The organism is Thiohalobacter thiocyanaticus (assembly GCF_002356355.1).
Lineage (GTDB): Bacteria > Pseudomonadota > Gammaproteobacteria > Thiohalobacterales > Thiohalobacteraceae > Thiohalobacter > Thiohalobacter thiocyanaticus_A.
Genome location: NZ_AP018052.1, coordinates 1,266,875 through 1,282,673 on the forward strand (window position 1 = coordinate 1,266,875; position 15,799 = coordinate 1,282,673).

A 15,799-nucleotide genomic window follows, 5' to 3' on the forward strand; every position below is an offset into this window, starting at 1 on the left:
TAAAGGGAATAAAATCATGAATGCGATGGAGCGCGTCAATATACTCATGTCATGTGTTTTCCTTGCGGCGTTTCCGGGAAAGTATTCGTTTGCGAAAACGTGCGAGTCCTACCTTTATCCTGAAAAAGAACTGGTTCCGATCTACGTGGCGGAAATCGAGCCGAGCAGTTACTGGGGTTATCCCGGTGGCGGGCCATGGTTTTATGCGGACGGCTATGAGTACATGAGTAATGTCATATCTGATGTAGAGCAAGCGTTTGATTACAGATTCAGATGGCGAAAGACAGGTCCTATGACGCGTTATGATAGAACTTTATGGTTTTATGTCGCTCCGGGATCATTGTCTAAAAGGTTGGTGGGCGCAAAGGCGGACCCGGTCAGGGAGGGGTATAGCAGACGCAGCGATGAAGCCAATGTGCCGGTGGATGCGTATTGCGATGAAGGCGAATTGCGCCATGACGAACTTCTGTGCCTGGTTGAATATCAGTGCGGATTCGATATGGCAAAAAATCAGGGTAAGCCTGATGATTGCGGGGGTGGACGGGTGGGTAACCCAATAAACCCGTCGACTGGAAGCAAATTCTACAAGAGAAAGGATTATTCGATTCGGCCTGGTTCAAAACTTGAATTCGTTCGATATTACAACAGTAGTCCTTATGTGTTCAGCGGCGGGCTGGGAACAAAATGGCGGCATAGTTACGACAGGTCCTTGGTTGTTCATGGCGGAAGTTCGGCGACGGCGTTTTTGTTTCGTCCGGATGGAAAGGTTTTGCAGTTTCATGAGTCAGGTGATGTATGGCTGCCGGATGCGGATGTCAGCATGGAGTTGAATAAAACCGGGACTGGCTGGGAATTCCATTCCGCTGAAGGTTTTATTGAATATTACAATAAAGACAAGCTTCTGACGCATATTGAATATATTGACGGAAGCATTGTTACGGTGCACCGGGAATATGGCCGGGTTTCTCAAGTTGTAGATGAGGCGCTGGGGAGGAGTCTCGCGCTCAGTTATGACGACAAGCAAAGACTGGCATCTGTGGCGGGTGATTCCGGCATTGCGTGGCAATATGCTTATGATGTCAACGGTAATCTGGAGTATGTCTATAATTCAGATGGTACTATATTGCAGTATCACTATGAGAATTCACGATGGCCGCACGCCCTGACCGGCATCACTGACGAACGCGGCATACGCTACGCCACCTACGAGTACTACGCCGACGGCCGCGCCAAGGCTAGCTACCACGCCGGAAACGCCCAACGCGTCGATATCACCTACGACGACATCACCGGCACCCGCACTGTCACCAACTCCCGCGGTCAGTCCACCACCTACACCACCGACGTCAATCTGGGCACGGCCCTGGTCACCGGCATCAGTGGCCCCGGCTGCAGCACCTGCGCCAACGGCGGCGATACCAGTTATACCTACGACCCCGCCAACAACAACCTGCTGTCCAAAACCGAAAACGGCCTCACCACCCAGTACGGCGACTACGACGCCAAGGGTCAGTACGGCTACAAGATCGAAGCCGTCGGCACGCCGGAAGAGCGCCTGATCGAGTACGACTATGACCCACGCTTCTACAACAGGATCACCGAAATCCTCGAACCCTCGGTCTACCCTGGTGCGCAGAAGGTTACCCGCTACACCTACGACGACTGGGGCAACCGCCTGACCGAAACGGTCAACGGCTATGCTCCAGACGGCAGCATAGTCACCCGCACCACCCGCTACGAGTACAACGGCCCCCTGCACCAACTCAGCCTCATCGACGGTCCGCGCACCGACGTCGGTGATATGACGCATTACCGCTACTATCCCAACGACCCGGCCTATGGCGAGGACCGCGGCCGGCTCAAGGAGGTCGAGGGCGCCAATGGCGTCCTGGAGCGCCGCAATCTGAGATATACCGCGACCGGTAAGCTGCGCAAGGAGCACCGGGGTGCCCTGCGGCTCAACTATTACTATTATCCGGGCAATGACAGGCTGAAACAGCTGGTGGTGACCGATACAACCAGTGGCGAACAGCGCAAGACCCGTTGGACCTATCTGGCGACAGGAGAGGTCGAAAGCATCACCCAGGGTTACGGAACCCCCGAGGCCACCACGCTCACCTTGGGCTACGATGATGCCCGCCGGCTGGTGCGCATCACCGACGGCCTGGGCAACTACATCGAATACACCCTGGATACCGAAGGCAACCGCGAGGCCGAAAGCATCCATGATATGGGGGGTTATTTGCGCAAACAGCTTACCCAGGCTTTCGACATCTACAATCAGCTCAATTCCAGCGTTCAGGTCAACGAAACGGTCGACTACGACTATGCCCCCGACGGTACCCTGAACCGCCAGACCGACGGTCGCGGTGCGGTAACCGAGTACAGCTATGACGCCTTGCATCGCCTGACTCGTACCGTTCAGAATGTCGTCGGCAGCGACCCTGCCACAGCCAGTGCGGCCACGGCCTATGCATATGACGTTCAGGACAACCTGACCACCGTTACCGACCCCAATGACGGTACCACGACCTACGCCTACGACGACCTTGGGAATCTGGTCAGCCAGACCAGCCCCGACACCGGCACGACAACATTCCGCTACGATGCCGCCGGCAACCTGATCGGGAAAACCGACGCCAAGGGCCAGGAATTCACCTACAGTTACGACGCCCTGAACCGCCTCACCGCCGTCGACGGCCCCGGGACGGAGAGCGACGTCAGCTACGTCTACGACACCTGCCCCAACGGGCAGGGGCGGCTGTGCCGGATGACACGCACCGACACCAGCCTCGACTACAGTTATACCGCCTTCGGTGAAGTCGCTCAGGCCGACCAGGCGGTGGTGACCTGGCCCGGGATTCAGATCGCGGCAGGTTCAGTGTCCTACATCTATGATGCGACCGGCCGCGTCTCCGGGATCCGTTATCCCAGCGGCGCGGAGGTGGACTATGTGTTCGACGCCAGCGGTAATATCACCGCCGTCCAGCTTCAGTACAACGGCATCGCCACTCCGTTGTTACAGAACGGCATTTACCACGCCTTCGGTGAATTGATGAACGGTGTGTTCGGCAACGGCCAGCAGTACTATGAAGGCTATGATCAGGCTTACCGTCCGGCGTGGCGATACTCCGGCCCCTACTACCAGTGGATCAACCCCTACAGCAGCTACGATGCCAACGGCAACCTGGTTGCCTACGCGGGTTCGGAAAGTCCAACCTTCACCTATGATGCTCTGGATCGGATCGACACCGCCAGCAGTGGATATTTCGGCAACCGCGATTATGCCTATGACCGCAATGGCAACCGGACCCGAATGGAAGTTGATAGCCAGATAACGACCTACGGCTATACCCCCCAGACCAACCGACTGGCGCAACTTGACGGGGACAGCCAGGCCATTGTGCTGGACGCGAACGGCAATACCACCGCATTGCGCGGGATGACGCTGACCTACACCCCGGACAACCGTCTCGCGTCAGTTACGAACACGGCCGACTACAGGTACAACGGCCTCGGGCAGCGGGTCTATCGGCTGGTGAAGGTTCCGGGCGCGATCGGCCAGGGTCCCAAGCGCAGCTACATCTGCGGCCTCAACGGGGAACTGCTGGCCGAGACCGGCCCCACTGGACAGGTCACCCGTGAGTACATCTACCTCAACGGCAAACCCCTGGCCATGCTCGAACACGTACCGGCCAGCGATGAGGCTATCCTGAACGGGGACTTCGACGGCGACGGCGTGATCACCCTGGAGGATTTCTACGAGTGGTACTTCCTGCACTACAGTTCATCGAGCGGCCCGGATTCTGTCTATGATCTGACCGGCGACGGAGTTAACGACAGTCAGGATATGAATGCCATGATCGGATGCATCAATACCGGCACCTGCCAGGCGAGCGTCTACGACACCAACCTGTACTACATCCACAACGATGACCTGGGCACTCCCAAGGCCCTGACCGATGAGACCGGCACCAAAGTCTGGTCGGTGACCCATACGCCGTTCGGGTGGGCCACGGTCAACGAGGACCCGGATGGGGATGGGCGGGAGGTGGTGTTCAATCTGCGGTTTCCGGGGCAGTATTACGATGCTGAAAGCGGGCTGCATTACAACTACCACCGGTACTACGATCCGGATACAGGGCGGTATATGACCAGCGATCCGATTGGGCTTGCGGGCGGGTTGAATACATATCTTTATGCGGAAGGAAATCCTCTAATCTTCACCGACGCTTTTGGGCTTGATACTCTGCAGTGCAGGAGGAATTTAAGCCCGCTTGATCACTTACCGATTACCATCCAGCCTGGGCCGTTATTTCACGAATTCCAATGTGTTGGCGATACGTCTTCTGGATTCCATTGTCGAGGACTTGTACCCAGTGGAAATCCGATAGACAGCCCAGGACTCCTGAAAGAGGAAGAGAATTTTGATCCTAAAAGTTGTGATGCTGTAAACAAGGAGAATGATTGCGTTGATCGATGCATTGTAGATCAATGGCTAAACAAAGATATTCCCAACTACAGTGTTGACCTCAGTGCCGGTCAGAATTGTCAGACCTACAACTCCACCAACCTATCTACGTGCCTTGCACAATGTCGAGCGAACTAACTCCTAGCATAACGGATTCGGGGGCAGATAAATTGGCAAGCAAAGTGACATATATAAGAATTCGAATAACGTGGCTAATGCTAAGCATAGCATTAGCTTACTTTTCTACTATTGGTGGTGACGAGGCCATATTAGCGTTTTGGCTATTTGTGGTATGCACGTTTCCTTTTTCCGCTATTTGGTGGTTTTATGTATATGACGTTGTAAAACCCTTGGCACCGGAATCACTCATAGTTACGCTTGGACTGACAATGGTCGTTGTCTGCGCTTATCTATTCTGGTTTGTACTCGTTCCTAAGATCTTAATTAAAGGGGTCGGTGACAAATGAGAACGATTGCGTTTTTTCACCGACCCCTTTTAGGATGATTGAAGCTTCTCCAGCAACGTATCAGCACTGACCGGCCGACCGAACAGGTAGCCCTGGGCGTAGTCGCAGCCCTGTTCCTTCAGACGGTTCAGCTGGTCTTCCGTTTCCACGCCTTCCGCGACGACCTTCAGGCCCAGGCTGTGAGCCATGGCGATGGTGGCGCGGACCAGTTCCAGGTCGTTGCTGTTGCGGGTGATTTCCTGGACGAAGCTGCGGTCAATCTTCAGCACAGTGAAGGGGAACTGGCGCAGATAGCTGAGCGATGAGTAGCCGGTACCGAAGTCGTCCATGGCCAGTGACAGGCCTTTCTCGCTCAATGTCGTGAGGGCCTCGTCGATGTAGGACAGGCCGGTCATGAGCACGCCTTCGGTAATTTCGATTTCGATGTTGTGCCAGTCCATGCCGGTCTGTTCGATGGCGCGGGTGAAGAAATCCACCAGACCGGGGTCGCGGAATTGTCTGGGCGACAGATTGATGGCGATGGAGAAAGCTGGGTCGATGCGGTCGCGGCAACGGGCGGCGGTTTCCAATGCCTTGGTCAGTACGAATTCGCCGATGGGTACGATCAGCCCGGTCTGTTCCGCGATGGGGATGAACTCCGCCGGAGAGATACTGCCGAGTTCCGGGTTGTTCCAGCGCAGCAGGGCCTCGGCGCCGATCGTACGCCCGGTGACCAGATCGACCTTTGGCTGGTAATGGAGATGGAACTCGCCGCGTTCCAGCGCGCCGTTCATTTTGTCCTCCAGACTTACCCGGCGTGACAGGCTTTCGTTCATGGCCTCGGTGAAGAAGGCATAGGTGTTGCGGCCGTGGGCCTTGGAGTGATACATGGCCGAGTCGGCATTCTGCAGCAGCTTGAGCGCGCTGTCGGCATCATCGGGATACAGCGAGATGCCGATGCTGGCAGTGAGCATCAGATCGCGGCCGTCCAGGCGGAAGGGTGAACGGAAGCCTTCCAGGATCTGTTCGGCGACCTGAATGACATCGTCGTCGCTATGCAGACTGCCCGCGAGTACGATGAATTCGTCGCCGCCCAGACGGCCGATGGTGTCGACGCCGCGGATCGCGCCGCGTAGACGCTGTGCGGCATCGACCAGGATACGGTCGCCGGTGTCATGCCCCAGGGTGTCGTTGATCTTCTTGAAGTCGTCCAGGTCGATGAACAGGATGCCGACCTTCTCATCCCGACGACTGGCATCCAGCAGCAGCTGGGACAGCCGATCCAGGGTGAGGAAGCGGTTGGGCAGTCCGGTCAGGGCATCGAAATGTGCCTGGTGGAGGATCGTTTCCTCGGCCTGCTTGCGCTGGGTGATGTCCAGGAGCGTCCCGCTCATGCGTACGGGTCTGCCCTGGTCGTCCCATTCAACCACCTTGCCCCGGGCGTTGAGCCAGACCCAGTGGTCGTCCCGGTGTCGCTGACGGAATTCGACATCGACGTAGCGGTTCCTGCCGTTGAAGTGATCGTCCAGCGCGGACTGGACTTCCTCCCTGTCCACCTCGTGCACGCTTGCGAGCCATTTGTCGATGCTCATGGGTTCCAGGTCGGCGGGCTGATACCCGGTCATTTCGGCCCAGCGCTCATTGATCATGAGTTGGCCCGTCGCCAGGGTCCAGTCCCAGGTGCCGGCATTGGTGCCTTCGAGGATGTAGTTCTTTGCGTTCAGAAGATTGCGGATCTGGGTTTCGTTTTCCTGCAGTCTGGCGGTGCGCGCCTTGACCTGACGATCCAGTATCCGATTCCAGTAGAAACTGGCCGAGAGCACCAGTGTGGCCGCAATCGCCAGCCACCATAGCAGACGATAGTCAGGCGTGTGCTCGAAGCGGATGGACATCCAGCGGTTGTAGATGGCCCTGTTTTCTTCGGCCGGAATCGCGTCGAGCGCCTTCTGCAGGATGCCGGCCAGGATCGGCCAGTCGTCGCGTACGGCCATCGCCTGGGCGTTGGCATAGGGAGTGTCGCCGGCCACGCGCACATTATCGATCTGCAGCTTGCCGATATAGTAGGTCGCTGTGACCACGTTGCCGATGAAGGCGTCGATATCGCCGCTGGCCACCCGCTGCAGACCCTCTGCCGGGGTCGGTACGGGCACCAGATTCAGGTGGGGATGATCGTTGCTCAGCCAGTCCTGGATTGCGTAGCCCGCCACCACGGCGATGCGCCTGTCCGAGATGTTATTGAGGTCGCCGATGTAGGATGTGTCGTCCCTGGCGAATATACGGATGGGCATTTCCAGGTAGGGACGTGTGAACCGCAGGTATTCCTCGCGCTGTGGCGTTTTCGCGACAGAGGCGAACATGTCGGCCTGATGTGATTTGAGCGCATCCACGCCTTCCTGCCAGGTAAGCCCATCCATGATCACGAAGTCTATGCCCAGGCGCTGTTCCAGGCGGGTCAGGTAGTCCAGCGATATTCCGTCATAGACGCCGGCTTCGCTGCGATACTCCACCGGTGCCCAGTCGGGGTCGAGTGCAACCCGGATCTCGGGGTGCGCGGCAAGCCAGCTGCGCTCCTCGCTGCTGAGTGAGAGTTCCCGGGTTGATCCGGTTCTGTAGAGCCATCGGTCCTTGAGATGCTGCAGTTCCTTGTTCTCCAGCATGCGTCCGAGGGTTTTCTGGATGGCGGAATGCAGCAGGGGGTGATTGTCGGATGCCGCAAAATGAAACCTGAGCCTGCCGATTTCCTGCATCGGGATTTCGCCGGCGATCTTCAGATCGGTGATCATATGGTGATGCAGGTAGTAGCCGGCATGGGTGGCATTGTCGATATAGTAGTCGGCATCATCAGCTCGCAGGGCGCGGTAAGCCTGGTCGATCCGGTCGACCAGCACTGTATCCAGCTCGGGATAATGTTCCTGAATGGCACGGGTCTGCTGAAAGTCAGCGACCAGCACCAACCGTGTCTGGCGCAGATCCTCCATGCTGCGGACGGTTTCAGCGCCGACGCGGCCGACGGCGACGAAGGGCGAGGTCAGGACCGGCGTGGTCTCGAGCAGATATCCCGAGCGATCGTCGGAACTGGAATAGTCATTGAGCAGGTCCGCCCGGTTGTCACGCAGCGCCCGGATCGATTCGGCGTAGCTGGCATCCTGACGCTGAACCTCCAGCCCGAGCTTGTCGGCGATCACGTCCAGCAGTTCGTTCAGATAGCCGCGCGCGGCGCCGTTCTCGACGAAGCTGAGCGGCGGCTGGTCGTGGATGAGGGGGACGCGCACTTCCCCGAGTTGTTCCAGGTAGCGGACCTCGTCCGGACTGAGGTCGAGCGAGCTCTGTGTGGATTTGTCCGCCGGCTGGGCCTTGACCTGATGGGCGTGCGCCTCGGGTCCGGCAAGGAGCCAGAACAGCGGCACCAGCATGATCGGGGCTGCCAGACGGCGGAGCTGCCCGCCGGCGAATCGGCGGGACAGACAGCCGTGCAATGTCGCCAGCAATGCCATGATGCAGTCGTTCATGGGGTGCCGGCGGGCATAGCTGCGCTGGATCGCGTCTGGTTCCATCGGGTACGTGAGGCTAGCGCGGATTGGGGCCGTTGCCGTCTTCCTGGTGCAGGGATTCCAGCTTCTGGATAACCCGGTCGGCACGCTCGATCAGGGCACGGGCCTGAGGGTCGTCGGGGTCGAGTTTCAATACTTCCTCCCAAGCGGACTTGGCCTCCTGGTAGCGCTGCAGGCGGTAATGTTCGTTGGCCAGCTTGTGCAGACTGTCGATCTGGACCTGGATGGCGGTGTCCAGCGAGCGTTGCAGGTCGCGCAGCTGTGGGGTCTGGCCCTTGAGTTCGATTAGTTGGTGTGTGATGGCGCGGGCGTGGCTGAGGTCGCCTGCGTTCATCGCCTGGGTCAGGCCGGCGCGCAACTCGGCTTCCTTCGCCTTGCGATTGTTGTTCCTGGCCGGGGGCGTGGGCCTGGGCTCGGACCCGGCCACCGTGGTTGATTGTTCCGGCGGGGTCAGACGGGCCTGCAGGGCCTGGCGGGTATCCTCCACGAAGGCCTCGCCGCGGATGCGCTCGGCCAGCACCAGGCAGCGTTCGGCCAGGGGCAGGGCGTTGCGTTCCAGGTTGCGTCGAGCGCAGTTGTGCAGCGGCTCGGCCAGCGCTTCGAGGCGGCTGGCGTTGCGGTTGACGCGCCAGTCATGCAGGTAATCCTGCTCCTGCAGCCGTGTCTGTTCCTGCAGGGTCGAGCGTCGGGCCAGTCGATATTCGGCCTCGGCGGCCAGGGCCTGATCCCGGACCTGCTGCAGCCGGGCCTGGCGGGCCAGGTTGGTCTGTTCCAGCGCCTGCTCGAGCCGGGCATGGCCGGGCAGGGTGGCCAGGGCATGGTGCAGGGTGCGCTCGGCGGCATACCACTCGCCCTCCTGGCGCCGGTGCTGGGCCAGGGTCAGGGCCAGTTCGACCAGCCGCTCGCGGTAGAGATCGACAATGGCCGGGTCATCGGCATAGCGCTCGCGTGCCTGTTCGTATTCGTCGGCCGCGCGGGTCACCGGGGCCAGAATGCCGGTCTGCCGCGGCGGGGTCAGGCTGCAGCCTGCCAGCACGACGAGCAGTACCACTAGAGACAACGTCCGCTTCATGCGCTCTGCAGCCGCCCCTGGTGCCAGAGCAACTCGAGCTGGCGCTCGAAGCCATCACGGTATTCCGGCTTCAGGCCGGTAATCCGATAGGTCATCACAGGCCGCGAGATGCCGCGCAGCTTGACCGCCTCGTGCGGCTCGGCGGTCACGCGATTCTTCACCTCGTCGCGTGCATAGACCGATTCCGAGACCAGCACCTGGCCGGCTTCGGCGCAGGTCGACAGGCGTGAGGCCAGATTGACATTGTCGCCGACCACGGTGTATTCCATGCGTTCGTCCGCGCCCATGTTACCGGCCAGCATCTCGCCGCTGTTCAGACCCAGCCGGAAGCGTACCGGCGGCTGACTGCGGCGCGCGCGGGCCTGGTTCTCCAGTTCGACCAGACGCTGAATCATCAGCGCGCAGGCCACGGCGTTGAAGGCATGATCGGGATCGGACTGGGGCACGCCGAACACCAGCATGGCGCAGTCGCCGATGTACTTGTCGATCATGCCATGGTTGGCGTCGGTGGCGCGGAAGATATGGGCGAAGTACTGGTTGAGCAGTTGGGCGACGGCCTCGGGTGCCATGCGCTCGGACATCTCGGTGAAACCGACGATGTCGGCGAACAGCACGGTGGCATCGACGCGCTGACCCCCGAGACGGGTGCCGCGTGCCAGGATCTCCTGCGCCACATGCGGCGAGAGGTAGCGCGACAGGGTGCGCTCGACCTGGTTCTTCTGGTGCAGGCCCTCGGCCAGGCGGTTGAAGGAGGACATCAGGTTGCCCAACTCGTCCTTGCGCCGTTCCGGGAAGCGCAGGTGATAGAGCCCCTCGTCCAGGGCCTGACTGGCGTGGATCAGGTCATAGATGGGCTGGGACAGGCGCCGACTCAATGCGACCGTGAGTACCGAGCCGATCAGCACCACGATCAGGCTGGCCAGGATGATGTGCTGGTTGGCCGTGAACAGGGACTGTTCCCAGGGCGTGCGGTTGAGCGTGATGACCACATGCCCGGCGACCACGTCCTGCACCTGTACCGCGCTGGTGAAGGCCACCAGATCGTAGGGATGGGGCTGGCCGGCATCCCGGCTCTGCCACTCATAGCCGCGCAGCCGGTTGGGGTCCGGGGCCGTCTGGTCCTCCGGCCGGTCGAAGGGGGTGATGCCGGCCTGGGTCAGGATCTCGCCCTTGGAACTGAGAATGGCAGTGCCCAGTACATTGTCATCCTGGATCAGGTTGGTGGTCAGCACATCCAGCGCCAGGGCGTCGTCGGCCAGCAGCGGCTCGGCGGCGGAGCGCGCGAACTGGTGGGCCAGGGTCCGGCCCAGTTCGTCGACCTGCTGGCGCAGGATCTGGTTCTGGTGCTGGACCACGAGACTGGCCAGCAGGCCGATGCAGGTCACCATCAGGATGGAGATCACGAACGAGAGCTTGTAGGCGATCGGGATGTGGCTGGGCAGGGCACGCCGCAGCCGGCGCCAGGCGCGGGCGACGGCTCCCTGACGCCGGGGGCGCTGAGGCGATTGTTTGTCTGTCGGGTTCCTGGACATGAACGACTGGCGCAATCCCGTGTCTGACTTGAAAATATCGGCGGGCGCCCCGATTGAGAAGACGCCATCGCGGTATGCATCGATGCAATTATAACGCCATTATACTTGGGATTTTTGTGCAGGTTTGTTTTTGTTGCCGGTCACCGGCTGAGGAAACCCACAGATGAAACGTGTCTTTCTGTTTCTTGCCACCAACCTGGCGATCATTGTCGTGCTCAGCATCACCCTGCGTCTGCTGGGCGTGGAGCGCATCCTGGACGAGCAGGGCGTGGGGCTGGACCTGAATGCCCTGCTGATCTTCTCCGCCGTGATCGGGTTTGGCGGGTCGCTGATTTCGCTGATGATTTCGAAATGGACGGCGCGCCATATGACCGGTGCGCAGGTCATCGAGCGGCCGCGGGACGCTACCGAACAGTGGCTGCTGGAAACCGTCCAGCGCCAGGCCCGCCAGGCCGGCATTCCGATGCCCCAGGTGGCCATCTACGACTCGCCGGATATCAACGCCTTCGCCACCGGTCCCAGCAAACGCAGTTCGCTGGTGGCGGTCAGTACCGGGCTGCTGCGCGGCATGCGCCGGGAGGAGGCGGAGGCGGTGCTGGCCCATGAGGTGAGCCATGTGGCCAATGGCGACATGGTCACCCTGGCCCTGATCCAGGGCGTGGTCAACACCTTCGTGATCTTCCTGTCCCGGGTGATCGGCCATCTGGTCGACCGGGTGGTATTTAAGGTCGAACGCGGCCATGGACCGGCGTTCTGGATCACGGCCATCATCGCCGAGATCGTGTTGGGGATACTCGCCAGCGCCATCGTCATGTGGTTCTCGCGCCGGCGCGAGTTCCGGGCCGATGCCGGCGGCGCACAGCTGGCCGGGCGCGGCGCCATGATCGCCGCCCTGGAGCGGCTGCGCCAGAGCGTGGACCGGCCGCACCTGCCGGACCAGATGGCCGCCTTCGGCATCTCCGGGCAGATCGGCCAGGGGCTCAAGCGCCTGTTCATGTCGCACCCGCCGCTGGAGGAGCGCATTGCCGCGCTCAAGGCCGCGCAGCAATAGGCTTCGGGGGCCGGGCCTGAAACTCCCGGCCCGATCCAGTACAATACGCGGCTTCCACGAGCAAGCATAAGGAAGCCGTAATGAGTCTGATCCGAGCCTTTGCCGGTCTGCGCCCCGTCGATGGCCGCGCCGGCGATGTCTGCGCCCCACCCTATGACGTCCTCAACAGCGCCGAGGCGCGCAGCCGTGCCGAAGGCCGGCCCTACAGCTTTCTGCACATCTCCAAGCCCGAGATCGACCTGCCCGAGGACACCAACCCCTACGCCCCCGAGGTCTATGCCAAGGCCGCGGAGAACTTCCAGCGCATGCGCCAGGAGGGCGTGCTGGTGCAGGACGAGCAGCCCTGCTACTACATCTATCGTCTGCACATGGACGATCATACCCAGACCGGTCTGGTCGCCGTGGCCTCGGTCGAGGACTACGACAGCAACCGCATCCGCAAGCACGAGTTCACCCGCCCCGACAAGGAGGACGACCGGGTGCGCCAGATCGACGCCCTGGACGCGCAGACCGGTCCGGTGCTGCTGGCCTACCGTTCCGAGGCCGAGGTGGACGCCCTGCTGGAAGCCGGTGCCAGCGGCGCGCCGGATGTCGACATCGTCGCCGACGACGGCATCGGTCACAAGCTGTGGGTAGTGCGGGATCAGAAGCTCATCGACGACATCACCGCGCGCTTCGACGCCATGCCCAACCTCTACATCGCCGACGGCCACCACCGCTCGGCCTCGGCCTCGCGCGTGGCCGCCGCGCGCCGGGAGGCCAACCCGAACCACACCGGCGAGGAGCCCTACAACTACTTCCTGTCGGTGATCTTCCCGCACGAACAGATGGCCATCTTCGACTACAACCGGGTGGTGAAGGATCTCAACGGCAAGTCGCCCGAGGAGTTCATGGACACGGTGGGCAAGGCGTTCGAGGTCGCGCCCAGCGAGGTGCCGGTCAAGCCTGCGGGTCCGGCCGAGTTCGGCATGTACCTGGGCGGAAAATGGTACCGGCTGAACATCCGCGAGGATCTGATTCCGAAGGATGATCCGGTCAAGCGTCTGGACGTCAGCCTGCTGGCCGACAACCTGCTCGACCCCGTGCTCGGCATCACCGATCCGCGCCGCGATTCCCGCATCGACTTCGTCGGCGGCATCCGCGGCCTCGACGGGTTGCAGAAGCGGGTGGACAGCGGCGAGATGGTGGTGGCGTTTTCCATGTATCCCACGCCGATGTCCGAACTGATGGCGGTGGCCGACGCCGGTGAGGTGATGCCGCCCAAGTCCACCTGGTTCGAGCCCAAGCTGGCCGACGGCCTGGTGTCGCATCTGCTGGAAAGCCGCTAGACAGCTGTAGGTCGGGTTAGCCTGTAAGGCGTAACCCGACACCCGCCGCGGTCCGTCGGGTTACGCTGCGGTAACCCGACCTACGTCACTGGAGAGCCGTTAGTCACGCAGGCGGCATTAACGCAGCGAGTAGGATGGGTGAAGGCGCGTAGCGCCGTAACCCATCACCCGCCGCCACAGCGATGGGTTACGCTGCGCTTCACCCATCCTGCGCACTCTGCGTTAGCTTCACCCGGCTCGAGGGGGACCTAGATCGACTCCTCGGTGAAGTCGTAGTCCATCCCCGGGTGCGGCTCCTGCAGGAAGTAGCCCTGGATGAAGGGGATGCCGAGCTGGAACAGCACGGTCAGGCTGCTGGCGTCCTCGACGAACTCGGCAATGCATTCCTTCTGCATCGAGGCGGCCATGTCGAGGATGGAACGGACCATGGCCTGGTTGTTCTCGTCCGAGGCCAGGTTGTGGATATAGGCGCCATCGATCTTGAGGAAATTCACCGCCAGGTGCTTGAGCAGCTGGAAGGAGTTGGGGCCGCCGCCGAAATGCTCCAGCGAGGTCTTGCAATGGATGCTTTCCATTGACTTGGTGAAGGCCTTGGTATGCTTGAGATGGTCGGCGGCCTCCTTCTCGGCGATCTCGAACACCATGGCCGAGCCCGGCAGGTGGGCGTTCTTGAGCTGTTCATTGATCCACAGGGGCAGTTCCGGATCTTCCAGGGTCGGCCCCGAGAGCTTGACGAAGAAGATGGTGTCGTGGCCCTCGCGCCGCCGTTCGGCCAGCCGCGTTACCGCTTCCCCGATGACCCAACGGTCGATATCGACGATCTGGCCGGTCTGCCGGGCCACCGGCAGGAACTGCCCCGGCGGGACCTCTTCGCCGTCGCCGTCGCGCATGCGCAGCAGGATCTCGTAGCGCTCGGCGGGATCGCCCTGCAGGCTGACAATGGGCTGATACATCAGGCTGAAACGGTTCTGCTCCAGCGCGTCAATGATGGCCTGTTTCCACTGCTGTTCGCGTTCCCGCCCGAGTTGCTCGTCAGTGACCGGATTGTGCAGGTGCACCCGGTTGCCGCCGGCCGAACGGGCCACCTCGCAGGCCAGGTCGGCACGCGAGATCGCCTCGTGGGCATCGGGTACATTTTCCGTGACCGGGCTGATGCCGATGCTCGAGGTGATGGTCAGGGTACGTCCCTCGATGTCGAAGATATGCTCCTCGATGGCGTGACGCAGGGCCTCGGCCAGCGCCTGGGCGGCGTTGAGATCGCCCTGGCGCAGCAGCAGGGTGAAGGAGTTGTCGCCGAAGCGTGCGGCCAGGCCCTGTTCGCCCAGCTTGTCCCGGATCAGATCGGCGATGTCCTTGATCACGATGTCGCTGCCGACCAGGCCGACCGTGTCCTTTACGCCCTTGAAATTATCCAGCAGGACATACAACAGGTAGGACTCCGCACTGCCGGCCTGGGCGTCGGAGGCGGCCAGTTCGACTTCCTCGAGAAAATACTGGCGGTTGTACAGGCCGGTGAGGATGTCCTGCTTGCTGAGAAACTGCAGTTTCTGCGCCAGTTCCGGATCGCCGCTGGCCTGATCGCGGATCACGATCTGGGTGCAGACCTCGCCTTCGATGGAGGCCTGGCAGAATTCCATCACTGCCTTGAAATTGCCGCGCGGGACGCTGATGCACTGCACTTCCAGGTTGTCGACCTTCTGCTCCTGTTTGTTGTAGTTACGCAGAAATTCCTTGAAGCGGGTGGTGTCGTCGGGGGCGACCATGTCCATGATGGGATGGCCCTCGATCTCCTCGAGGTCATCGAAACCGAACATCTCCAGGTAGGACTGATTGGCGTAGATATGCATGCCGTCATGCACATAGGCGATGGCGTCGCGGGAGCTGTCGAGCAGTGACCGGCAGCGCTTCTCGCTTTCCTCGTGGCAGATGCGAAAGTGCTGCAGCTCGCGCCGCATCAGCAGGTTGGCCTGCTCACGCGCCACCACCAGACGCAGATGATCCGGCTGATCATAGGTGACCAGGTCGGCCGCGCCGGTCTCCAGCGCGGCGATGATCTGGGTCTCCTCGGCGGTGTCGCCGATGAAGATGACAGGGGTCTCCGGGCAGTGCTGGTCCAGCAGTTCCCGCAGGCCGTTCATCGTGACCGCCTCCTGGGCCTGGGCCAGGATGATCAGGTCCGGCAGCTGCTGTTCCAGCCCCTCGGCTGTGGCCTCGAGGCTGTCCGCATAGTGGTAGCGCACAACGTGGCCGGCATTGCGCAGGATATTGGCAATGGCCTCGGCGTCGTTCTGGGATTCCTCGATAATGATCAGGCGCAGTACATCTTCGTTGCCAGTCACGCTCCCTCC

General features: G+C 61.0%; 7 protein-coding genes. 3 read left to right on the forward strand and 4 right to left on the reverse strand.

Going from position 1 to position 15,799, the window contains the following annotated elements; genetic code table 11:
- Positions 1-16: 16 nt before the first annotated feature.
- Positions 17-4,609: an RHS repeat-associated core domain-containing protein gene (locus CFK21_RS05945; RefSeq protein WP_096365689.1), complete on the forward strand. Its 4,593-nt coding sequence runs from the start codon at positions 17-19 to the stop codon at positions 4,607-4,609.
- 358 nt (positions 4,610-4,967) lie between these two features.
- On the opposite strand, the gene CFK21_RS05950 is transcribed toward CFK21_RS05945, so the two are convergent.
- Genes CFK21_RS05950 through CFK21_RS05960 form a run of 3 tightly spaced genes read right to left on the reverse strand, consistent with a single transcriptional unit; the run spans position 4,968 to position 11,072 of the window.
- Positions 4,968-8,471, reverse strand: a complete 3,504-nt coding sequence (locus CFK21_RS05950; protein WP_096365691.1) for an EAL domain-containing protein — start codon at positions 8,469-8,471, stop codon at positions 4,968-4,970.
- A gap of 13 nt (positions 8,472-8,484) precedes the next feature.
- On the reverse strand, positions 8,485-9,540 hold the full coding sequence (locus CFK21_RS05955) for a tetratricopeptide repeat protein (RefSeq protein WP_096365693.1): 1,056 nt from the start codon (positions 9,538-9,540) through the stop codon (positions 8,485-8,487).
- Entirely contained in the window at positions 9,537-11,072 is a 1,536-nt protein-coding gene (locus CFK21_RS05960) for an adenylate/guanylate cyclase domain-containing protein (protein WP_096365695.1), read from the reverse strand. Before CFK21_RS05960 ends, CFK21_RS05955 begins: the two co-directional genes overlap by 4 nt.
- A gap of 163 nt (positions 11,073-11,235) precedes the next feature.
- On the opposite strand from CFK21_RS05960, the gene htpX reads away from it, so the two are divergent.
- The gene (gene htpX, locus CFK21_RS05965) at positions 11,236-12,123 is read left to right on the forward strand and encodes a protease HtpX (protein ID WP_096365697.1); all 888 of its coding nucleotides are present in this window, start codon (positions 11,236-11,238) and stop codon (positions 12,121-12,123) included.
- An 80-nt stretch (positions 12,124-12,203) separates the two neighbouring features.
- On the forward strand, positions 12,204-13,451 hold the full coding sequence (locus CFK21_RS05970) for a DUF1015 domain-containing protein (RefSeq protein WP_096365699.1): 1,248 nt from the start codon (positions 12,204-12,206) through the stop codon (positions 13,449-13,451).
- A 248-nt stretch (positions 13,452-13,699) separates the two neighbouring features.
- Here CFK21_RS05970 and CFK21_RS05975 read toward each other — a convergent pair whose 3' ends face one another.
- Complete coding sequence (locus tag CFK21_RS05975) at positions 13,700-15,790, reverse strand: EAL domain-containing protein (RefSeq protein WP_096365701.1); 2,091 nt, start codon at positions 15,788-15,790, stop codon at positions 13,700-13,702.
- Between the last annotated feature and the right edge of the window lie 9 nt (positions 15,791-15,799).

Coding starts and splice junctions, on each gene's coding strand:
- CFK21_RS05970 (WP_096365699.1), top strand. CDS start 12,204: ATGAGTCTGATCCGAGCCTTTGCCGGTCTGCGCCCCGTCGATGGCCGC.
- CFK21_RS05945 (WP_096365689.1), top strand. CDS start 17: ATGAATGCGATGGAGCGCGTCAATATACTCATGTCATGTGTTTTCCTT.
- CFK21_RS05960 (WP_096365695.1), bottom strand. CDS start 11,072: ATGTCCAGGAACCCGACAGACAAACAATCGCCTCAGCGCCCCCGGCGT.
- htpX (WP_096365697.1), top strand. CDS start 11,236: ATGAAACGTGTCTTTCTGTTTCTTGCCACCAACCTGGCGATCATTGTC.
- CFK21_RS05950 (WP_096365691.1), bottom strand. CDS start 8,471: ATGGAACCAGACGCGATCCAGCGCAGCTATGCCCGCCGGCACCCCATG.
- CFK21_RS05955 (WP_096365693.1), bottom strand. CDS start 9,540: ATGAAGCGGACGTTGTCTCTAGTGGTACTGCTCGTCGTGCTGGCAGGC.